At 62.1% G+C, this 22,223-nt stretch carries 18 protein-coding genes; 6 read left to right on the forward strand and 12 right to left on the reverse strand.

Annotated features, from left to right (window positions below):
- Nucleotides 1-74 precede the first annotated feature (74 nt).
- The 3 genes from hemA (at nt 75) to ispG (ending at nt 3,921) form a co-directional block, all read left to right on the forward strand.
- Nucleotides 75-1,301, forward strand: a complete 1,227-nt coding sequence (gene hemA, locus WDB86_RS17885) for a 5-aminolevulinate synthase (protein WP_330629298.1) — start codon at nt 75-77, stop codon at nt 1,299-1,301.
- 105 nt (nt 1,302-1,406) lie between these two features.
- Nucleotides 1,407-2,681: a RodZ domain-containing protein gene (locus tag WDB86_RS17890; RefSeq protein WP_339109862.1), complete on the forward strand. Its 1,275-nt coding sequence runs from the start codon at nt 1,407-1,409 to the stop codon at nt 2,679-2,681.
- A gap of 103 nt (nt 2,682-2,784) precedes the next feature.
- Nucleotides 2,785-3,921: a flavodoxin-dependent (E)-4-hydroxy-3-methylbut-2-enyl-diphosphate synthase gene (gene ispG, locus WDB86_RS17895; protein ID WP_330629296.1), complete on the forward strand. Its 1,137-nt coding sequence runs from the start codon at nt 2,785-2,787 to the stop codon at nt 3,919-3,921.
- 59 nt (nt 3,922-3,980) lie between these two features.
- Here ispG and WDB86_RS17900 read toward each other — a convergent pair whose 3' ends face one another.
- From WDB86_RS17900 to WDB86_RS17925, 6 genes are all read right to left on the reverse strand, one after another.
- Nucleotides 3,981-5,402 (reverse strand): hypothetical protein, encoded by a 1,422-nt coding sequence (locus WDB86_RS17900; RefSeq protein WP_341485978.1) that lies wholly within the window; start codon nt 5,400-5,402, stop codon nt 3,981-3,983.
- Nucleotides 5,403-5,511: 109 nt separating this feature from the next.
- Entirely contained in the window at nt 5,512-8,106 is a 2,595-nt protein-coding gene (mprF, locus tag WDB86_RS17905; protein ID WP_341485979.1) for a bifunctional lysylphosphatidylglycerol flippase/synthetase MprF, read from the reverse strand.
- 138 nt (nt 8,107-8,244) lie between these two features.
- Nucleotides 8,245-10,500 carry a molybdopterin-dependent oxidoreductase gene (locus WDB86_RS17910; RefSeq protein WP_341485980.1) on the reverse strand — a complete coding sequence of 752 codons (2,256 nt, stop codon included), beginning with the start codon at nt 10,498-10,500 and terminating at the stop codon, nt 8,245-8,247.
- A 189-nt stretch (nt 10,501-10,689) separates the two neighbouring features.
- Nucleotides 10,690-11,331, reverse strand: a complete 642-nt coding sequence (locus WDB86_RS17915; protein WP_330629292.1) for an XRE family transcriptional regulator — start codon at nt 11,329-11,331, stop codon at nt 10,690-10,692.
- 141 nt (nt 11,332-11,472) lie between these two features.
- Nucleotides 11,473-11,652 (reverse strand): hypothetical protein, encoded by a 180-nt coding sequence (locus WDB86_RS17920; RefSeq protein WP_330629291.1) that lies wholly within the window; start codon nt 11,650-11,652, stop codon nt 11,473-11,475.
- 23 nt (nt 11,653-11,675) lie between these two features.
- Complete coding sequence (locus WDB86_RS17925; protein ID WP_339109858.1) at nt 11,676-13,055, reverse strand: ammonium transporter; 1,380 nt, start codon at nt 13,053-13,055, stop codon at nt 11,676-11,678.
- A gap of 297 nt (nt 13,056-13,352) precedes the next feature.
- Between WDB86_RS17925 and WDB86_RS17930 the strand changes: the two genes are divergently transcribed.
- From WDB86_RS17930 to WDB86_RS17940, 3 genes are all read left to right on the forward strand, one after another.
- Nucleotides 13,353-13,799, forward strand: coding sequence for a YaiI/YqxD family protein (locus tag WDB86_RS17930; RefSeq protein WP_341485981.1), 447 nt, complete (start codon nt 13,353-13,355; stop codon nt 13,797-13,799).
- 83 nt (nt 13,800-13,882) lie between these two features.
- Nucleotides 13,883-15,745, forward strand: a complete 1,863-nt coding sequence (locus WDB86_RS17935; RefSeq protein ID WP_341485982.1) for an ABC transporter ATP-binding protein — start codon at nt 13,883-13,885, stop codon at nt 15,743-15,745.
- 108 nt (nt 15,746-15,853) lie between these two features.
- On the forward strand, nt 15,854-16,525 hold the full coding sequence (locus WDB86_RS17940) for a DUF1826 domain-containing protein (RefSeq protein ID WP_341485983.1): 672 nt from the start codon (nt 15,854-15,856) through the stop codon (nt 16,523-16,525).
- 40 nt (nt 16,526-16,565) lie between these two features.
- On the opposite strand, the gene WDB86_RS17945 is transcribed toward WDB86_RS17940, so the two are convergent.
- The 6 genes from WDB86_RS17945 to WDB86_RS17970 form a co-directional block, all read right to left on the reverse strand.
- Nucleotides 16,566-17,621: an ABC transporter ATP-binding protein gene (locus WDB86_RS17945; protein WP_341485984.1), complete on the reverse strand. Its 1,056-nt coding sequence runs from the start codon at nt 17,619-17,621 to the stop codon at nt 16,566-16,568.
- Complete coding sequence (locus tag WDB86_RS17950; protein WP_330629285.1) at nt 17,618-18,400, reverse strand: ABC transporter permease; 783 nt, start codon at nt 18,398-18,400, stop codon at nt 17,618-17,620. Before WDB86_RS17950 ends, WDB86_RS17945 begins: the two co-directional genes overlap by 4 nt.
- On the reverse strand, nt 18,397-19,266 hold the full coding sequence (locus tag WDB86_RS17955) for an ABC transporter permease subunit (protein WP_341485985.1): 870 nt from the start codon (nt 19,264-19,266) through the stop codon (nt 18,397-18,399). The genes WDB86_RS17950 and WDB86_RS17955 overlap by 4 nt, the downstream gene beginning before the upstream one ends.
- A 68-nt stretch (nt 19,267-19,334) precedes the next feature.
- Nucleotides 19,335-20,426, reverse strand: a complete 1,092-nt coding sequence (locus WDB86_RS17960) for an ABC transporter substrate-binding protein (RefSeq protein ID WP_406737088.1) — start codon at nt 20,424-20,426, stop codon at nt 19,335-19,337.
- A gap of 291 nt (nt 20,427-20,717) precedes the next feature.
- The gene (locus tag WDB86_RS17965; protein WP_330629282.1) at nt 20,718-21,728 is read right to left on the reverse strand and encodes a PhoH family protein; all 1,011 of its coding nucleotides are present in this window, start codon (nt 21,726-21,728) and stop codon (nt 20,718-20,720) included.
- Nucleotides 21,729-21,913: 185 nt separating this feature from the next.
- Nucleotides 21,914-22,222 (reverse strand): hypothetical protein, encoded by a 309-nt coding sequence (locus tag WDB86_RS17970; RefSeq protein ID WP_330629281.1) that lies wholly within the window; start codon nt 22,220-22,222, stop codon nt 21,914-21,916.
- Between the last annotated feature and the right edge of the window lies 1 nt (nt 22,223).

Below are 22,223 nucleotides of genomic sequence, written 5' to 3' on the forward strand. Positions count from 1 at the left end.
TTGACCTTTGTCAATGTAAGGCGTGCTAAAGAGGCCTAACGCTGACCCAGCGAACGGATGCAAGGACAGAACCCATGAATTACGATCAGGCTTTGGACACAGCGATCAACCGGCTTCACGAAGAAGGCCGCTATCGCGTCTTTATCGACCTTGAACGCGAAAAAGGGGCCTATCCGAAAGCCACATGGACGAAAGATGATGGCACGAAGCACGAGATTACGATCTGGTGCGGCAACGACTATCTGGGCATGGGGCAGCATCCGGTGGTTCTGGAAGCCATGCACGAGGCGCTTGACGCGACAGGGGCCGGTTCGGGCGGCACGCGCAACATCTCGGGCACGACCGTCTATCACAAACGTCTCGAAGCCGAGCTGGCGGATCTGCATGACAAGGAAGCCGCGCTGGTCTTTTCGTCGGCCTATATCGCCAATGACGGCACGCTCTCGACGCTGCGCAGCCTCTTTCCCGGTCTGATCATCTATTCGGACGAGCTGAACCACGCCTCCATGATCGAGGGCATCCGCCGCAATGGCGGGGCCAAGCGGATCTTCCGTCACAATGATCTGGCCCATCTGCGCGAGCTTCTGGCCGCCGATGATCCGGCAGCGCCCAAGCTGATTGCCTTCGAGTCGGTCTATTCGATGGATGGCGATTTCGGGCCGATCAAGGAAATCTGTGATCTGGCACAAGAGTTCAACGCGCTGACCTATCTGGACGAGGTGCATGCCGTGGGCATGTATGGCCCGCGCGGGGCAGGCTATGCCGAGGCGATCGGCGAGACCCGCATTGACATTTTCAACGGCACGCTGGGCAAGGCCTTCGGTGTGTTTGGCGGCTATATCGCGGCCTCGGCGAAAATGGTGGATGCGATCCGGTCCTATGCGCCGGGCTTCATCTTCACAACTTCGCTACCTCCGGTTGTGGCGGCAGGGGCTGCGGCATCGATCGCTTTCCTGAAGACGGCAGAGGGGCAGGCCCTGCGTGACAAACAGCAAGAGCATGCACGTATCCTGAAAACCCGCCTGAAGGCGATGGGGCTTCCCTTCATTGACCGTGGCAGCCATATCGTTCCGGTTCATGTCGGAAATCCCAAGCATTGCAAGGCGTTGTCGGATATGCTGCTGGAAGAATTCGGCGTTTACGTCCAGCCGATCAACTATCCGACCGTGCCGCGCGGCACCGAGCGGCTGCGCTTCACGCCCTCGCCCGTGCACTCGCTCAAGGAGATCGACGGGCTGGTGCGGGCGCTGGATAGCCTCTGGTCGCGCTGTGAGCTAAATCGCGCCGAAATGGCGGGTTGACCGATAACTAGCGGTGTAAACCTCTCTAGCCTGTGATAACTTTGCGATAACCAGTTCGGAGTAAACCGAATCGGACCACTCGAGTGCGATAGGGGCAGTATAGCAATGATCGGGCGAAGGACTTCTCCTTCGACGCAGGAGGATGTCGGGCTGAGAGGCTTTGAGGACTATGATCTGCGTCTTGGCGATCTGATGCGTGGCGAGCGCGCCACGCTTTCAAAATCGCTGCTTGATGTCCAACGCGAGTTGCGCATCAGGGCGGCCTATATTGCGGCGATCGAAAGCTGCGACATTTCCGCCTTCGATGCGCCCTCTTTCATCTCCGGCTATGTGCGTTCCTACGCGCGCTATCTCAACCTCGATCCCGAATGGGCGTTCGAGAGGTTCTGCCTTGAATCGGGCTTTGTGCCGACCCACGGCATGGCCCCGCAGGCATCGGCCCCTAAAACCCAAGCTAGCTCTGCGGCAAAGCCCGTCAATGCTCTGGGCAATCCCAATGCGGTCTTTATTCCGAAAACCGACAGCCTCTGGTCGCGGATCGAGCCGCGGGCCATCGGCTCGCTGCTTGTGCTGGCGCTCTTGGCGGGCGGAATCGGGTATGGCGGCTGGTCTGTGCTACAAGAGGTGCAGCGCGTCAACCTGACGCCGGTGGACCAGCAGCCCAATGTCGTGGCCGAGCTGGACCCGCTTTCTTCGGTCGATACCCAAGCGGCGGATCCCGTCAAAAGCGCGGATGCGGATACCGGTGGCGACAGTCTGGACCGGCTGTTCCGTCCGGCAACGCTTGACACGCCGGTGCTGATTGCCCGCGACGGGCCGATTGCCGCGATTGATCCCAATAAAACCGGCGTGCTGTCCGGCGAGACCCAGACCGCGTCTGTCGATCAGGGGCGGGCCTCGACCCCTCCCAACACCGAATCCGCCATCAATCAGGCCATCGCGCAGGCGATGGGGCAGGGACAGGCGCAGCCTGCTCCTGAAAACGCGCCGGGCAATGCGGTGCGGGTGACGGCGGCCAATGCGGCGGATGTGGAAATTCTGGCTGTGCGGCCTTCATGGGTGCGGGTGCGCGCCGCTGACGGGTCGATCCTGCTGGAAAAAGTCATGAATGCAGGCGAGCGTTTCACGCTGCCCAAACTGGCAGAGCCGCCGACCCTGCGCACCGGCGAATCCGGCGCGATCTATTTTGCGGTCAATGGTGTGGCGCATGGGCCGGTGGGCGCGCGCGGGGCGGTGACCAAGAATATCACGCTCAGCCCTGATGCGCTGTCGCAACGTTTCGCCGTGGCCGATCCGCAGAAAGATGCGGCGCTGACCAGCATGTTTGCGGTGGCCGATGCAGGGCAGGTGATCGGCGAGCCGAAACCGGCCACCGAATAAACACGCCAGATAAACACGTCAGGCGATCAATCCTTCTCGACAGCCGTTGCCCTTGTGCGACGGCTGTTTTACTTTGCCCCCGACATGTCCGAAGGAGTCTCCAATGTCCCTGAACCCGGTTCGTCCGTGGCGCAGCGTCGAACGCCGCAAATCCCGTCAGATCATGGTTGGCAATGTGCCGGTCGGTGGGGATGCGCCGATTTCCGTGCAGACCATGACCAATACGGATACATCGGATGTGAAGGCCACTCTGGACCAGATTATCCGCGCCGCCGATGTGGGCGCCGATATCGTGCGGGTGTCCACCCCCGATCAGGCCTCGACGCAGGCTCTGCGCGAGATCTGCCGCGAAAGCCCCGTGCCGATCGTGGCAGATATCCATTTCCACTATAAACGCGCCATCGAGGCCGCCGAAGCCGGTGCCGCCTGCCTGCGGATCAATCCGGGCAATATCGGTGATGCTTCGCGCGTGAAAGAGGTGGTGAAGGCCGCCAAGGATCATGGCTGTTCCATCCGCATTGGCGTGAATGCGGGGTCTTTGGAAAAGCACCTGCTTGAGAAATATGGCGAGCCTTGCCCCGATGCGATGGTGGAATCCGGTCTGGACCATATCAAGCTGTTGCAGGACAACGACTTCCACGAGTTCAAGATTTCCTGCAAGGCCTCGGATGTCTTCCTGTCGGCGGCGGCCTATCAGGCGCTGGCCGAGGTCACCGATGCCCCGATCCACCTTGGCATCACCGAAGCGGGCGGGCTGACCGCAGGCACGGTGAAATCGGCCATCGGTCTGGGCAACCTTCTGTGGATGGGCATTGGCGACACGCTGCGCGTCAGCCTGTCGGCAGATCCGGTCGAAGAGGTCAAAGTCGGCTTCGAGATCCTGAAGTCCCTCGGCCTGCGCACCCGTGGCGTGCAGATCATTTCCTGCCCCTCCTGCGCGCGTCAGGGCTTTAACGTGATCAAGACCGTCGAAACGCTGGAAAAGCGGCTTGAACATATCAAGACGCCGATGTCGCTGTCGATCATCGGCTGCGTGGTGAATGGTCCTGGCGAGGCGCTGATGACCGATCTGGGCTTTACCGGCGGCGGGGCGGGGTCGGGCATGATCTATATGGCGGGCAAGCAAAGCCACAAGATGTCCAATGACCAGATGATCGACCATATCGTCGAGCTGGTCGAGGAACGGGCCGAGAAGCTCGAAGCCGAGAAAAGCGCGGAAGAAAGCACCGCTGCGGAATAAGGGAAGGGGGCGCGCAAGGCGCCCTTTTTCATAAGCCCCGTTTCGTTACAGGGCCCGTTTCAAAGCCAGAAATAGGTTACGACCAGCAGAGCGGCGGCCAGCCCCAGTGCAACCAGCGTGAAGCGGCGGTTGAGATCGAAGGGGATGCGGGCGGCAGGCACGCCAAGCTGGCGTCCGGTGATGATCGACATGGCCGAGATTGGCGAGGCCGAAATTGCCAGCGCCCAAGCAAGGCACAGGCTCAGCCCCAGTGCCAGCGGATGCGCCGCGCCAATCGGGCCTGCGCCCAGCAACTGCGCGATCATTACGACAACCACCGAATGCGGGATCAGCAGCGCCGCCGCCAGCGGCACCAGAAACAGGCAGCCCAAGATCGGCACAAGCGCGGGAACACCCTCACCGCCAAGGCCCGCCCCCCACCCCAGAAGCGCAAAGCCGACCGTGACCCCCGCGCCGATCACCGCCGCCGCCAGAAAGATCGTGGCTTCATTGGCCATAGAGGCCGAGGCCTTGCCCAGACCGCCCAACGGGTCGCTGTTTTTCATCGCGGCGCGGATCTCGGGTTCGACAAATGGCCAGCTCCATGACAGGATCGGCAGCACCACGCAGGCCGCCACCAGAAAGCTGATCTCCAGCAAACGGTGCAGGACCAACGTCACGATGATCAGGCCCAGCACCACCGACAAAATAACCGCCAGCGCCCGCCCGCCTGCAAGATCGGTGCTCCGGTCCGGATCGGGGCTGTGATCGGCCGCCGTTTCTTTACGCAAAGCCCAGAGCGTGCCGCATGTGATCACAAAGGCCGACGCCAGCGCCAGAAGCAGGAACGCCACGGGATCGAGCGTCGGAATGGCCGTGGTGACAATGGCAAAGCCGACGCCAATCGGGTTCCAGATGGTCGACAGAACCGTGCCGCGCAAGGCACATAGGGTCATCACGCGGGTATTGATCGGCGGACGCCCCTGTTCTGTGGCATGGCGCGCGTGGTTTTCCGCGATATCGGACATCATTCCGATCGTGCCGATATTGAACAGTACCGAAAGACCCTGCGCCCCAAAGGTCACCGCACCGGCCCGCCGGTTGGCCGAGGCGGCAAACAGCCGCGCCGCCGCCTGTGCGACAAGGCGCGAGGCCCTGACAGGCGCGCGGATCAACCCGAGCGAGGTCAGAAAAGCCGAAAACGCGGTGCCTTGGAACAGGGCGGTCTGCATATGCGGCAGCGCCTCGGGCCGGAGCAGCGCAATCGCCAAGGCCACCAGCACGGAAAGCAGCGCGAAAATCTGCGCCATACGCTGCACCGAGCCAAGCCGCAAAAGGGCCAGCACCACAGCGGCAGCGGCGGCCAGCCATGTCAGGGCACCAAACCCGGCCCAGATATGCGCACCAATCTGGCCGGTGACCAGACCGGCGATCATCACCACCGCCAGAATGCCGCAAAGACGGTCGAGATGCAGCCCGTAGGCGGAAGATGTAAAGAGCATAAAAATCCGGTGCGTTTTGCGTTTGTACCGTTATGCCAGCCTCTGCCACAGGGACAATCGTTGCAAATTGCATAGCCCCCTGCACCCTGACGCAAGGCTCGCTCTGGGGCTAGGGCTGGGGAGCTTCGGCTTGCGGCCCCAAAGATGGCAGATTGGGACGGCTGCCGCTGATCAGGGTCAGTAGATCGGTGGCTGTGGCGATGGCATTGGCGCGTGGCGGAACGGCCACATAAACGGGCTCCCAGTCAGGGTCGAATTTCTGCTTGAAATCCCGAAGCCCCTCGAAATTGTAGAAATGCCCGCCATGACGGTAGATAAAGGCACCAAGCTGGCTGCTCAGCCGCGCGCCACGACGGTTTTCCAGCCCCGAAAGCGGCGCATTGCCCAAGCTGAAGCTCTGGTAGTCAAGCGCCTTGAAATGCAGCAGAAGCTCGGTGAACAGGAATTCCATCACCCCCGAAGCGCGTTCGGGAAGATGGCGCATCAGGTCGATGGTGGCGCGGCTCTGCGTCTGCGTGGTCCACAGATTGGCAAAGGCCACGATGGCGTCGTGTTTGTAGATCAGCGCAACGGGCGTCTGTTGCAGATAGGCCTCGCTGAAATAGCCGACGGAAAAGCCTTTTTCGGCACCGGCTTTAACCGCAAGCCACGCCTGTGAAATCTGCCGCAGCTCTTGCAAAAGCGCGGCACTATGCGGCGGCTGGACGACCTCCATGCGCAGACCGTCGCGCAGGGCGCGGGCATGGGTGGTGCGCAGGCGCTTGCGCGCGCTGCCTTCAAGGCTGAACCTCTCAAGCGGCACCACCGCCTCTTCTCCCAGCTTGTGCAGGGCCAGCCCCATATCGATCCACAGATGCGCCGAGGTGGCGGGCACGTCGTAGAAAAGAGGGCGGGCTCCGGCGGCTTGGGCGGCATCATGGAACGACCAGACCAGCCCCGAGGCCTCTTGCCTGTCCCCCACCGGCTCATGCAAGGCCACCCAGCTTCCGCCCTGAATGCGATACATCAGGAAGCTGTTGCCGCTTGGCGAGAACAGCAGCGCCTTATCGCCACTCAGGGCGATATTGGCCTTCGGGTCATCCTGCCGCGCGATAATGGCTGCGGCGCGCTGCATTTCCTCGGCATTTGCGGGGGCGGCATGCAGATTGCCCGGACGCAGGGCATAGCGCAGCAAAAGCAGGGTCATCACCAGAAAGCCCACCAAGGCCGCGCGCAAGGCACGGGGGGCGGCCTTATCGGTGGCGAATTGCCACCACAGGTCGCTGTTATAGGGCACCGCCTTATGTACAAAGAACAGGGTCGCCAGAATGGTCAGGGCAAGGCAGACCATCAGCATGAACCAGCGCAGCCCCAGCACATTGCGGGTCAGGCGGGTCATCCGGTAGAATTCACCACGCGCCGATTGCAGGATCAGCGAAGCGACCAGCAGCATAAGCGCGGTCGGATAGTCGAAGCCATGTGCCAGACTGGCCACCATGCCAACCGCCAATGCGACCTGTGTCAGCCACCATGCGCCCGAAACCCGCCGCAACAGCCCATGCGCCAGCACGACAAGGCAAGCCCCGATGGCGCTTGACACCAAGGCCCCGCTTTCCAGAAACACCAGCGGCACGACATCACTGAGGCCATCGGCCATCGGGGCGGATGGCGGCAGCAGTGGCAGGATCATCAGCGCCGCCCCAAGGACGAAGGTCATGGCCGACATTGCCAGAGGGGCCAATGCGCTGATCGCCTGAAACGCGGGGGCCAGCAGATCGGCGCGGCCCGCAATCATCTTGCGGCTGGCCAGACGCACTTCCCCCAATGCCATCAGGATCATGGCAAGCGCGAATGGCAGGATATAGTAGATCAGGCGGTACAGCAGCAAACCGGCGGCAATTTCCTGCGCGGGCACATTATGCGGCAGGGCCGCCACGATGATCGTCTCGAAGACCCCGACCCCGCCGGGCACATGCGACAGCACCCCCGCCATCACGGCCGCCGAAAAGACCGCGAGGAAGGTGGCGAACCCCAGCTGGTCGGCGGGCAGCAGGATATAGAGCGTCGCAGCCGACAGGATCGTTTCGGCCGCGGTAAAGAAGAACTGCCCGACAGACAGCGCCGGTCCCGGCATCTGCAACGAGATGCCGCGCAGGGTCAGGCTGGATTTACGGATGGACATTACCGCCAGCACGCCACAGCTTAGCACGACAATTCCGATCGCGGCCCAGCGGATCAGATGCGGCGACACCGAAATCACCGCCCCCAGCGCATGGGGGTGCCATGCCAGCGCGCCAAGCCCGATCAGCGTGGCTCCGATACCGAACGACAACGAGCAGAAAAGGGAGATCCCCGCAATATCAAAGGCGGAAAGCCCCATCGCCGAATAGATACGATAGCGCACGGCACCGCCGGTCACCGGTCCGGCCCCGACCGTATTGCCGATGGAATATCCGAGAAAACTGCCGGTCAGCACCACCGCCAGCGGCAGCTTCTTGCCGATGAACCGCAGGGCCGACCAGTCATAGCCCGCCAGCGCCGCATAGCCGCCACAGGTGCAAAGCACGGCCAGCACGACATCATGAAACGGCGTTGCACGGATCAGCCGGACGACCTCGACCATACTGACATGGGCCATCAGCCGATACAGGGCAAAAGCCCCGAGGCCGAATAGCACTGCGGTAACAAGATACGGGACCGCCCCGCGCAGCCTAGTTGAGATCATAGGCCTATGCCTTCAGATAGTGTGTCGCCAAATTTTATTGGCACGAAATCTTGTCCGGGATCAATGCCGGAGTTGGTTTGACTTTTGTTACATAACCACGGTTATCGCATTTTTATCCGGCAACCGCCGCAAGGGATCTTACCGCGCCTGTGTCAGCCGCGCGACCTCGACCAAGGCCGTATGGGCGCTACAACCCTGCCCAAGTTTCGAGGTGCCGACATCTCTCGTCAGCACATTCGGATTGCCATCGGCATCGGCGGCACTGCCGGGGTCGCCATACCACGCTCCGGTCGGCAAAGCGGTGACACCGCGCAGGATATCCGGCGTCACCCGTGCCCGCGCATGGCAGGCGCCGCGGCTGTTGAAAAGGCGCACCAGATCCCGATCGGCAATCCCGCGTGCCGCGGCATCCTCGGGATGGATCATCAACGCCACGGGGCGCGCGTCCTCGCTATCGGCCAGCGCGCATTCCAACTGGCTGTGCAGCTTGTCACCGGGCTGCGGCGACACAAGATGCAGGGGCGTCTGCGCTGTTGCCGTGCCCAGCCATTCCGAGGGAGGAAGCCAGACCGGATGACCGGGGCAATCGGCATAACCGAAGCCCTCGATCGTGTCCGAGAAAATCTCGATCCTGCCCGAGGGCGTTCCCAAGGGGCTGGCCTCGGGATCGGCGCGGAAACGGGCGAAAAGCGTTGTGTCCGGCCCCTCGGTCGCAAGAGGCAGACGCACCCAGTTGCGCGCTTTCAACGTGGCCAGATCGGGCAGTTCCAGACCTTGCGCCTGTGCCGTCTGGTGGAACTCCGCATACAGATCGGCAATCCATGCCGCCGCCATGCGCCCCTCGCTGAAACGCTCTGCCGCCCCAAGCCGTTCTGCCAGCCCGCAGAAAATCGCGTAATCGTCGCGTGCCTCACCCACCGCCGGAATAAGCTGGGGCATGTAGAACAGGTAGTCATCCATTGACGAGCGCCCGATATCCTCGCGCTCGTAGGGGGTCGTTGCCGGAAACACGATATCGGCGCGCTTGGCCGTAGCGGTCCACCAAGGTTCGTTCACGATAATGGTTTCGGGGCGCTGCCATGCCTCGTGCAAGGCGTTCAGATCCTGATGATGGTGATAGGGATTTCCTCCCGCCCAGTAGATCAGCCGGATATCGGGATAGCAGGGCTGCTGGCCGTTGAAGTCATAGCGCGCCCCCGGAAAACGCAGCATATCGGCCATGCGCGCCACCGGAATGACGGTTTTCACCGGATTGTCCAGCTGCGGCAGGGTCATACCCTGCAGCGCCCGAAACGATTTCCCGACCCCGCCAATCGCGCCGTACCCATAGCCGACCCCACCACCGGGCAGGCCGATCTGGCCCAGCATCGCGGCCAGCACGGCGGACATCCAATAGGGCTGCTCGCCATGTTCCCCGCGTTGCAGCGACCATGCCACGGTGATCAACGTGCGGGTGCGGGCCATGCGCCGCGCCAAAATCCGGATCTGCTGCGGATCGGCCCCGCACAGCACCGCCGCCCATTCGGGGTCTTTCGGGCAGCCGTCGCTTTCGCCCATAAGATAGGGCCGGAAGCGGTCGAACCCCGTGCAGTAGCGAGCCAGAAACGCCTCGTTCGCCAGCCCTTCCTGCACCAGCACATAGGCCAGTGCCAGCATAAGCGCGGTGTCCGATCCGGGACGGAGCGCCAGCCAGTCGCAGCCCTCGGGGGCATCGCCGCGCTGCGGCCCGATATTGAGGCAATAGATCCCCTTGGCGCGGAACCGCTCCAGCCAGCTTGCGGTGTCGTGCCGGGTGATGCCCCCCATGCTGACCTGCGCATTCTTGGAATTTATCCCGCCAAACATCACCAGCGTTTCGGTGTGGTCATGCAGGGTCTGCCAGCTTTGCTGATGCTGGTAGAGCAGGCTGATGAAATCGGTGCCGAAGACATGCGGCATGATCGATTGCGCGCAGCCTGTGGAGTAGCTGCCGAACGAGGCCACATAGCCGCCGATACTATTGAGGAAACGGTGCACCTGACTTTGTGCATGGTGGAAACGGCCGGCCGAACTCCAGCCATAGGAGCCGCCAAAGATCGCCTCGTTCCCGTAGGTCTTGCGAATGCGGTCGATGTCCTGCGCGGCAATGTCCAGCGCCTCGTCCCAAGGCAGTTCGACAAAACTGTCCTCGCCGCGCCGGCCCTGCCGCCCGTTCAGCCAGCCCTTGCGGATGGACGGGCGGGCGATCCGGCTGTCGTGATGCACTGCGGCAGGCACGGCGGCAGGAATGGCCGACGGGGCAGGATCTTCGGAGAACGGACGGGCAGAGAGAATGCGCCCGCCCTCCGTTTCAACCTCGAAGGCCCCCCAATGGCTGGAGGTGACCCTGATCTGCCGTTTTCCGTCTTGCGTCATGATCTTGTGACCCCTGCCCGATCCGCTTTGGCCGCAGGATGGGCCGATCCGTGTCAAAGGTCCAGTACCGCCTTATGGGCACCTTCCCCGTTGAAGGCATCCGCAATCCGGTGACGGGTCGTATGCGGTGACGGGTCCTATGCGGTGACGGGCCCCAATAAAGCGGCAGGCATGCGGCAAGCCCCGCGCTCAATCGCCATAGACGATCATCGAGATGAATTTGACCCTGTCACAGCGCAATTCGGCCGGACCATGTTCGACCTCGCCCGAAAAAGTCAGCGCATCGCCTGCGGTCAGGGTAAAACGCTGCGTGCCGAACTGGTAATCCATCTCCCCCTCAAGCATATAGATGAACTCCGTGCCCGGATGGGCAAAGCGGGGATAGCTCTCGCTGTCCTTGTCCATCTCGATGAGGAACGGCTCGAAAGATTTCTGCGGCCCGCGATTATAGGAAAGCAGCCGGTAGGTATGGCCATGTCGGGTGCCGCTGCGCACGACCTCCAGCTGGTCGGCGGCACGGATCAGCTGTGCCGCGCCCTTCTTGTTCTCGACCTCGGCAAACAGCATGGCAATCGACTGGCCCAACGCGCCGCAGATCCGCTCGAGCGCATCAAGGCTGGCACTGGCCTGACCGTTCTCGATCCGGCTCAGCATGGCCGCCGACATTTCGGCCCCCGCTGCCACATCCGCCAGCGTCAGTTTCAGCGCCAGACGTTTGCGCCGGATGGCCGTGCCGATGCGCTGGTCGATCGGCACATGCGCCTGAGCGGTCAGATGGTCCGGGGCGGGGTCGACAGACGCAGGCGCGCGCGTCTTGGCGGATTTCGGCATCGGGATGTCCTACAGGGTCGCTTGGTAGAACTTTGGCGCATCGGTGTGGAAATGGAAAGCCTCCGGCCGCTTTACGCCAGAAAGGCCATATCGAACGGGGCCACGTCAGACGTGGCCCCGCGACACTCGTACTCAGGGCACTCACATAGGATGTGTCGATGCGGCCTTATAGGCATGACGCTCGTGGCGCCAGCCAAGGATGACGGCAATCAACACGCAAAGGTAGGTCGCAACCAGCCACGGCATCTCTGTGCTGCCATAGCCTGCAAAGATCGGGCCGGTCACACCGTCCCAGGATTTTGCAACAAAGGGGGCTTCCATAGGCTATCTCCTGTTGGGAAAGGTTATTCGGCGGGCGAAACCGCGCCATGCAGCGCTTCGGGATAGGCCTCGACCGGCACTTTGGTCTTGTCCAGACCGGTGATTTCGGCTTCGGCAGGCACACGGAGCTGGCCCGTGATTTTCAGCAACCACGACACCCCATAGCCCGGCACAAAGCCAAGAAGCGCCATGACCACCGCCCCGACCAACTGGCCGGTGAAGCTGGTTTCAATGACATCCGGTCCGGAGAGCGCCGGATAGCCCTGTGCGGCAAGCCCCACGGCAAGAAGCCCCCACATGCCCAGACAGCCATGCAACGCGAAGGCGCCCACCGCATCGTCAATGCCACGCCGTTCGACGAAAGACGCGATGAACGGCATCGCCACCGCACCGGCAAACCCGATCACGAAGGCCATCGGCGGATACCACAGGTCGATCCCCGCCGCGCAGGAGATGATCCCGCCAAGCGCGCCCGACATCATCCAGAACGGATCACGGGTGATCATCCAGGCCCCGATAATGCCGCCAGCCATGCCCATCAGCGTGTTGAAGGTCATCCCCGAAAGGGTCATCGGCGTGCCATAGATCGACGCCGCCTGCGTCACCGACCACGACCACGATTCCCCCGGCACGATCACACAGCCCATCAGGAAGCCCCAGAAGCCTGCGATAATCAGCATCAGGCCGATCAGCGTCATCGGCATCGAATGGCCGGGAATGGCATTGGCCGAGCCGTCGGGGTTGAACTTGCCGATCCGCGGACCGAGATTCATCGTCACCCCCAAGGTGAAGAACCCCGCGATCATATGCACGACGCCTGCGGCTCCGAAATCGTGATAGCCGAATTTGGTCACCAGCCAGCCATCCGCATGCCAGCCCCAAGCGGCGGCCAGGATCCACACGAAAGCGCCCAGAATGGTGGCCAGAACGACAAACCCCGTCAGGCGGATCCGTTCGATCAGTGCCCCCGACAGGATCGAGGCGGTGGTGGCCGCAAACAGCACGAAGGCGCCCCAGAACACGCCCGAGGACCGGTCGTCGAGATTGGGCCCCATATTGGGCGACCACGGCGCGGCCACCTCGTTGGCATAGGCCAGACCGGATGCGCCGGTCGGCCCCGCCGAAAGGTCGAGACCCGTCGGAAAGGCCCAATAGACCCACCAGCCGATGAAATAGAAAAACGGCACGATCAGCGCGAAGGCCAGAATGTTCTTGATCCCAGAGGCCAGCGCGTTTTTAGACCGCGATGCCCCCATCTCGTAGGCCAGAAATCCCGCATGGATCAGCACCATCAGCGGGATCGTCAGAAAATAGAATGTCTCGGAGAAGGTGGTGCCGGTTCCGTCGGCCTTTGCCTTCAACTCGGCAACAGTTGCCGCCAGATTTGCTAGGTCCTGTTCCACGTCCAAAGCTCCCTGTTTGTGTGGAAGTAGTCTTGGGGAAGTCTTCTTGGGCCGGTGCGGGACCGGCCATGTCTAGGCATAGCGGGTAATTTGCATATGACGCAAATAACTTGCCTATTTTGCAAAAAATTCATGGGTCGCATGAAAATTCAGCGCCAAATCCCAGCCCTTGCCGGAATCTGCCGCACCCCGTGCGGGGGATGTCCATGCGCGCCGCTACTCGCGCTACTACTCGGGCGGATTGGCCCGCGGCGGAATTTCGGCTAGAGCTGTCACAGACCGCACGGAGACCCGCTTATGACCATATTTGTTGATGCCGATGCCTGCCCCGTGAAAGCCGAGGTGGAACGGGTGGGCACGCGCCATAAGGTGCCGATGAAGATCGTCTCGAATGGTGGCATCCGGCCATCGCAAAACCCGTTGGTGGACACGATCGTGGTGGATGCCGGCCCTGATGTGGCCGACAAATGGATCGCCGAACGTGCGGGGGCGGGCGATATCGTCATCACCAATGATATTCCGCTGGCGGCGAAATGCGTGGCCGCAGGGGCGCAGGTGCTGCGCCATGATGGCGATGCCCTGACCGAGAACAATGTCGGGCAGGCGCTGGCGATGCGCGACCTGATGACCGATATGCGTGCCGCCGACCCGTTCTTGCAGGGCCGTAACAAAGGCTTCACCAAAGCCGATCGGTCCCGCTTTCTGGACGCACTCGAACGGGCCGTGCGCAAGGCGCGCGCCTAGGCGGCCTCAGGCCAATGCCGCCGGTCCGGCTGTGTGGGCCGTTTGCTACAGCCCCCCTGTCACCCCAACCCGAAAGAGGCGCGATGTTTTCCTGGTTCGAGCGGCGCATCGATCCCTATCCGGCAGAGCTGCCGCAGATGCCACCCGAAAGGTTCTGGCCCTTCATGCGCCATTACAGTCGTGGTGCCCTGCCTTGGCTGGCGCTGTTGGGGGTGACCTCCGGCGCGATCGCCTTGGTGGAGGTCTCGCTTTATGGCTGGCTGGGGGATCTGGTGGACCGGCTGGCCGACACCCCGCGCGAGACGTTCTGGGCCGAGAATTGGGCACGGCTGGCCCTGATGGCGCTGGGGCTGTTGGTGCTTTTGCCGGGGCTGAACCTGCTGGGCGGTCTGCTGATGCACCAGACCCTGCTGGGGAACTTCCCCCAAAGGGTGCGCTGGCTGGCCTATCGCTATCTGCTGCGCCAGTCGGTCGGGTATTTTCAGGATGAGTTCGCAGGCCGCATCGCGCAGCGCCTGATGCAGACAGCCCTTGGCGTGCGCGAAGTGGCGATGAAGCTGATGGATGTGGGCAGCTATGTCGTCATCTATTTCCTCGGCGCTTTGGCGCTGGCCGCCCATCAGGACTGGCGGCTGGCCCTGCCCTTTGCGCTCTGGGCGCTGGGATACGCCCTCATGCTGTCGAAGATCGTGCCGCGTCTGGGGCGTGTGGCACAGCAACAGGCCGATGCACGTTCGGCCATGACAGGGCGCATGGTCGACAGCTATACCAATATCGCCACCGTCAAGCTGTTTTCCCATTCCGACCGCGAAGAGCGCTGGATGCGGGAGGGAATGAACGGCTTCCTCGACACGGTTTACCGTCAGATGCGGCTGGCACAGGTTCAGGACATCACCCTCAGCCTGCTGAATGTCTGGCTGGTGGCCTCGGTCACGGGGGTGGGGCTCTGGCTCTGGACCGAGGGCACACTGGCCGTGGGCGCGGTCGCGATTGCGGTGCCGCTGGCGCTGCGGCTCAATAATATGGCCCATTGGATCATGTGGGAATTCTCGGCCCTCTTCGAGAATATCGGCACCGTGCGCGACGGGATCTCCAGCCTTGCGCTGCCGCGCGCGGTGCAGGACAAGCCGGATGCCAAGCCGCTGCAGGTCACCGCAGGGGCCGTGCGGTTTGATCATGTGACCTTCCGCTACGGGCAGGACGCAGGGGAACAGGAGGACAGGGCGCGCCCGCTGGCGGTGCTGGACGACCTGGACCTGACCATCCGCGCGGGCGAGAAAGTCGGGCTGGTGGGACGGTCCGGTGCGGGCAAATCCACGCTGATCAACCTGCTTTTGCGTTTTCATGATCTCCCCGAGGGGCGGATCACCATTGACGGGCAGGATGTGGCACAGGTGACGCAGGAAAGCCTGCGCGCTGCAATCGGGGTGGTCACGCAGGATAGCACTCTCCTGCATCGCTCGGTGCGCGAGAATGTCACCTATGGCAGGCCCGACGCCTCCGAAGAGGACATCGCCCACGCTTTGCGAATGGCCGAGGCCGATCGTTTCGTGCCGCGCCTGTCGGATGCGCAGGGGCGCAAGGGGCTTGCGGCCCATGTGGGGGAACGCGGTGTGAAGCTGTCCGGCGGCCAGCGCCAGCGCATTGCCATTGCACGGGTCGCCTTGAAGGACGCGCCGATCCTGATCCTTGACGAGGCCACCAGCGCGCTGGACAGCGAGGTGGAAGCCGCGATCCAGTCCCGTCTGGATCTGTTGATGCAGGGCAAGACGGTGATCGCGATTGCCCATCGGCTATCGACCATCGCTGCGATGGACCGGCTTGTGGTCATGGATCAGGGGCGCATTGTGGAACAGGGCAGCCATGCCGATCTATTGGCGCGGAACGGTCTTTATGCCCGTCTCTGGGCGCGGCAATCTGGCGGGTTTCTGGCCAGCGGGATGTGATCGGGCCACCCGATCCCGGCACGCCCCAGCCAAAGGCGGCCCTTCTTCGGGCTTGCCTCACCGGATTATTTTGTTATGTTATACTATAACGTAAAATCCGAGGCTATTATGACCCATGATCTGCTGGACCGCCTGAGCACCGAAGACCCAGAGGCCCGTTATCTGGCACAGGGCATCTTGCAAGGCAGCACCGCGAACGTGCTGCGCAGCCTCAAGGCGCCGGGGGTCGGGGCCAGCCTCTGGCAGCGTCGCCTGCCGGCGGGTCTGCTGGACTGGCTGGACCACCTGCCGCCCGCGCGCCTGCCCGCCCTGCGCGCCGAATGTCTTGCGCTGCGCGATGTGACGCGGGTGCTGGAGCGCAGCTTTGCCGACGCCCGCACGCCGGACGGGCCGGAACGACGCGCATTTCAGGCGGATATCGAATATCTGGTGGGGGTGTTTGTCGATATTTTCCCCGTCACACGGCTGAACCTGCGCCTTGATGTCATCGAAAACGACGCCTGCCGCCGGTTCCATATCGACCGGTTACAAGCGCGAATGCTGTGCACCTATCGCGGCGAGGCAACGCAATTCGCGCTGGCGTCCGGCACGCAAGGGACCGCCACCGACATCATGGCCCAGCTTGGCACGGGCGATGTCGGGCTGATGCGCGGCACGCTCTGGCCCGGACAGGAAGGCTCCGGCGTCTTGCACCGCTCCCCACCGATTTCCGGCACGGGCCAGACGCGGCTTTTGCTGGTCATCGACCCTTGGGAAGAACGCCCCACCCGGTTCCACTGAGGTCACACAGCCCCGCGGCGGGGAGATAAGGGTCGGGGCGTCAGGCCCCGATCACCAAGGCATCCGACGGGTGGAGCGCAAGGCTGACCCGTTCGCCCACCTGAGGCGGGGCCGCGCGGGTGGTATTGAACAGATCCACCGCCAGCACCTCGCCGCCCAGATCGACGCGCAACCGGATGACCGATCCCAGAAAATCCACATCCAGAATGGTGCCTGCCAGCGCGGCCTCGCCCGCATTGAAATCGGCCGGTCCCACACGCAGCATCTCGGGGCGCAGCCCCAGCGTTACCTCGGGGCCCGTTACCTCGCGGTAGAGCCAGATCTCATTCCCGCCGATTTTCACATGACCCGACGGCCCGTCGATCACCTGCGCCTGCACGGTGGTCAGCGTGCCCACAAAGCCCGCCACAAAGCGGGTGGCGGGGGTGTTGTAGATCTCGAAGGGCGTGCCGATCTGGTCGGCGATGCCCTGATGCATGACCACGATCCGGTCCGACATCGACAGCGCCTCTTCCTGATCATGGGTCACGAAAATGGTGGTGATGCCCAGCTCTTTCTGGATGGCGCGGATCTCGTTGCGCAGGGACACCCGCACCTTGGCATCAAGCGCCGAAAGCGGTTCGTCGAGCAGGAGCACCTGCGGCTTGGGCGCCAGGGCCCGCGCCAGAGCCACCCGCTGCTGTTGGCCGCCAGAAAGCTGGTAGGGATAGCGCTCGCCCATTTCGGGCAGGCCGATAAGCGAAAGCATCTCGGCCACGCGCGGCGCGATCTCGCGGGCGGGCACGCCCTGCACCTTCAGGCCAAAGCCCACATTCTGCGCCACCGTCAGGTTGGGAAACAGCGCATAGGCCTGAAACACCATGCCGATATTGCGCTGGTTGGGCTTGAGCGACGACACCTCGCGCCCGTCGATGGTGATTGAACCCGCCGAGGGCGTTTCAAACCCCGCAACCATGCGCAAGACGGTCGTCTTGCCACAGCCCGAAGGCCCGAGAAGCGAGATGAACTCGCCCTTCTCGATATCGAGATTGAAGTCTTTGACAACGCGGGTCGCGCCGAAGCTTTTCTCCAGATGGGAAATCGTTAGGAAACTCATCGACCCGCCTTGGTATGGTTGGTGAAACGTGTGACCAGCTGGATCAGCCCCATGCAGGCCCAAGTGATGACAAAGGCGATGGTCGCCAATGCAAAGGGCTCATAGGCTTTATTGGCGCCCATAAGCTGCAGATAGGGCCCGAAGGCCGGACGGTTGAGAAGCGCTGCCATCGTGAACTCGCCCATAACAATGGCAAAGGTCACAAACGAGCCCGAGAGCACCGCCACCAGCACATTGGGCAAGATGATCTGCCCGATGATGCGCACCCAGCCCGCGCCAAGCGATTGCGCGGCCTCGGTCAGCGTGGCCACATCGATGCTGCGCAGCCCCGTATCGACGGCGCGGTACATATAGGGCAGCGACAGCGTGGCATAGCCCATGACCAGAAGGAAATTGGTGCCCAAAGTGGTGCCGGTCAGCGGCAGCCAGCTTGATGTATTATAAAGCCGGATATAGCCGAAGACCGTGACGATTGCCGGAATGACAAGTGGCATCAATGTGATAAACTCGATCAGCGGGCGCAGGCGCGGCAGTTTGAGCTGCACCCAGAACGCCGTGGGCACCACCAGCAGGATGCCGAAGAGGATGGTCAGAAGCGCCATCAGCACCGAATAGCTGAAGGTCTGGCGGAATTGCGGGTCCGAGAGCACGGCGGCATAGGCGTCGAAACTATAGACGCCGCGCCGCATCGAGAGCGAGAACTCGACCATCCCCCAGAGCGGCAGGATGAAATAAAGAAGGCCGAGGATCATGATAGCCCATGAGGCTGCCTTGGTCATTTGAGCCACCTCTCGGAACGCATGCGCAGCACGATATAGATCACATTGGCGAGCCCCGTGACGAGGATCATCCCGAAGGCCATCGCATAACCCAAATGCGGGTCGCCCAGCACATCGCCGCGGATCTGCGCGAAGAGCATGATCGGCACGATATTGAGCGAGGAGCCGGTGAGCGCGATGGCGGTGGCCACAGCCCCAAAGGCATTGGCAAAGAGCAGCGCGAAAGTGCCAAGGATCGTCGGGAAGAGGATCGGCAGTGCCACGATGCGCCAGTATTGCGCTCCTGTCGCGCCAAGGCAGGAGGCCGCCTCGCGCCATTCGCGTTTCAGGCCATCCAGCGCGGGGGTAATGATCAGGATCATCAGCGGGATCTGGAAGAAGAGATAGGTGATCGTCAGGCCCCAGAAGCTGAGGATGTTGAACCCCATCGCGCGCAGATTGATGCCGAATTCATGGCGCAGGAACATGGTCACAAGGCCCAGCGGCCCGAGGGTGGCCAGAAAGGCGAAAGCCAGCGGCACACCGGCAAAGTTCGAGGCCACGCCCGAGAAGGTCAGAAGCGGCGCGCGGATCGCCTTGGGCAGCCCGCCCAGCACCATCCCCGCCGCCATCAGGAAGCCCACCAGACAGCCGATGGCCGAGGAGGCCAGCGAGATCTTGATCGAGATCCAGTAGGAGTTGAGGATTGTGGGCGTAAACAGCCCCGCAAGGTTTGACAGGGTGAAGCTGCCATCGGGCCGCTGGAAGGCACCGATGACGATCTTCATCGTCGGCAGGGCCAGAAACAGCACGATAAAGGCGATAAAGGGCAAAAGCCCCAGCCATGTCAGGCGGATCCGGCGTTTGGCAGAAGAGTGGTCGGCCACAGGTTTTCCGATTTCGAAACAGGTGGATGCCCCCGCGCTACAGGTGCAGGGGCATCACAGATCAATGCTTACTGGACGTTGGAGCCAACGACGCTATCCCAGCCGCCCACCACGGCGTCCTTATTGCCCGCCTGTTCGTCAAGGGTCGGGAAATAGGCCTTTTCATAGGCTTCTGCGGGGGGCAGCGCATCCAGAAGCTCTTGCGGCACCTTGCCCGCCTTCGACATCGCGTTGAAGCGCGCGGGGTGGCAATAGCCCTTCAGCCAGAGGTTCTGCCCCTCGTCCGAGTAAAGATATTCCATCCAGAGCTTGGCGGCATTCGGGTGCGGTGCATGGGCCGAAATCCCCTGCACATAAACGCCCGCCAGAACGCCCGATTTCGGCACCACAACATCAACCGGCGGGTTGCCGTTGAGCGTGTCGCGCGCAGCGAGGGCGTTATAGTCCCACATGATGGTGATCGGGGTTGCCCCCTGTGCCAGCGTGCCCGCCTTGCCGATAACGGGGACGAAATTGCCCGCCTCGTTCATCTTCTTGAAGAACTCGAGCCCCTTCTCGCCCGCGTCCTTACCGGCAGCACCGCCCTCGGCCATACCGGCCGCCAGAACCGACAGGATCGCCTGGTTCGAGGCACGCGGATCACCCGCCAACGCCACCGAGCCCGCATAATCGGAGTTCAGCAGATCGGACCAGTCCTCGGGGTTGGTGTCGATGAGGTCCTTGTTGATCATGAAGGACATGACGCCGTAGTAATCGCCATACCAGTAGCCGTCGGCATCCTTGATCGTGTCGGGGATCTCGTCCCAGGTCGAGACCTTATAGGGCTGCAACAGCCCCTCGTCCTTGGCCTGCGGACCAAAAGACAGCCCCACATCCAGCACATCGGGGGCCTGCGGGCCGGTATTGCCCTTATTGGCGCGTACAGCTTCCAGCTCGTCTGCGGAGCCCGCATCGGGGTTCAGCTCGTTCACTTCAATTTCGGGATATTTCGCCTTGAAGCCCGCAATCACGTCACCATAGCCACACCAGCTATGCGGCAGGGCGATGGTGGTCAGCATACCTTCTTTCTTGGCGGCAGCTTCCAGCTCGGTCAGGTCCTGCGCATGGACCAGCGCGGTGCTGGCCAGCAGGGTTGCCGCAAACATTGCGGACTTTTGCATCACTCGTTTCAAAGTCGTTCTCCCCGAAGTCGGTCGTAGCGTGGGTTTGCCCCCGCCGCGTTTAAGCGCCGTTTTTGACGTCTAGATGACAGTTCTTATCCCTGCACGCTGCCACGGATAACAAATAACGAGAAAGAGAAGATTGTCCCTTTTCTACGAGAAGTTAGGCATTCTTTCGCAGGCAGGGGAAGACTGCCCAAGATTTGATCGCTGTTCAATGCCAAGCTGGCGGGCTACGGGCATAAAAAAGCGGGCCTTTGGCCCGCTCTCGTGGTTGTGATAGAGACGCCGTCAGCCTTCGGCTTTTTCATAGGCGTTGATGATCTTCGCGACCAAGTGATGGCGCACCACATCCTTCGAGGTGAAGTAATTGAAGGAAATCCCTTCGACCCCGTCCAGAATACGCTCGGCATCGGCAAGCCCCGAGGGCATCCCCCGCGGCAGGTCGACCTGAGAGCGGTCGCCGGTGATCACCATGCGCGACCCCTGCCCCAGACGGGTCAGGAACATCTTCATCTGCATGGTGGTGGCGTTCTGCGCCTCGTCCAGCACCACAAAGGCATTCGATAGCGTGCGACCGCGCATGAAGGCCAGAGGCGCGATCTCGATGCGCTTGTCTTCCATCAGCTTCGCGAGTTGCTTTTGCGGCAGGAAGTCGTTCAGCGCGTCATAAAGCGGCTGCATATAAGGGTCGACCTTGTCCTTCATATCGCCGGGCAGAAAGCCCAAACGCTCGCCCGCCTCCACGGCCGGACGCGACAGCAGGATCTTGTCGACCTCGCCCGAGATCAGCATGGTCACACCCACAGCCACCGCCAGATAGGTCTTGCCGGTCCCTGCGGGGCCAATGCCAAAGGCCATCTCGTTCTCGAACAGGTTGCGCACATAGGCTTTCTGCGCCTCGGTGCGGGGTTCGACCTGTTTCTTGCGGGTGCGGATTTCATATTGCCCTTTGGCGAACATCTCGAGCTGGTCTTCGAAGCTCGTGGTCCCCCCCAGCTCGGTGGCGCGCAGGGCGGCATCGATATCGCCGGTTTCAATGGGTTTCTGGGCTTCCAGCCGCTGGTATAAGTGCTGCACAACCGCAGCCGCCTGGGCTTGGGCCTCTGGTGCACCCACGACGGCAAGCTGGTTGCCACGTCGGAGGATATGCACCGATAAGGCCTGTTCGATCCGTGCGAGATTGCGGTCAAACTCGCCGCAAAGATCGATCAGAAGTTTATTATCAGGAAACTCGAGAAGTGTCTCGCGGGCATCCTGAGAGCTGGGCGGGGGGGTTATCGCACTGAAGCCCAAATACATCCTCCTGGCTGGATTCCTAGTAAATATGGTGCCCCCAAGATGTGTGTTGCGCAAGTCTTGCTTTTTGTCTGCAACGATCCATGCCGCGAGATTTCATCAATCTGAGACAAAAAAAACCGCACGACAGGCGTGCGGTTCAAGAATTGCGCGCCGGACCCCGAAAGTTCCGGCAAAGTCACACAGAATCAGTAGCCCGGCGTCGGGTCGGGAATATCCGAGCCCGATTTGAACGGACCGACAGCCGTGGCGGCAGGACCAGCCCCCGAGCAGATCGGCTTGCCGTAATCATCAAGCCGCGCCGAGAGATAGCCCTCGACACCGTCATCGATGATCCAGTGGTCACAGCCTTCCGGATCGATCCAGATACCGGCTTTCAACTGGCTGAGATCTTTCGACCCCCAACCGCGGTCACGGCTTTTGTCCGGACCGACGGCGGTACAGGCACCCATTGCCCCAACCAGCCCCAGCAACACGAGTGTCTTTATGGCAGTCATG

This window comes from Thioclava sp. GXIMD4215, assembly GCF_045291555.1.
GTDB lineage: Bacteria > Pseudomonadota > Alphaproteobacteria > Rhodobacterales > Rhodobacteraceae > Thioclava > Thioclava litoralis.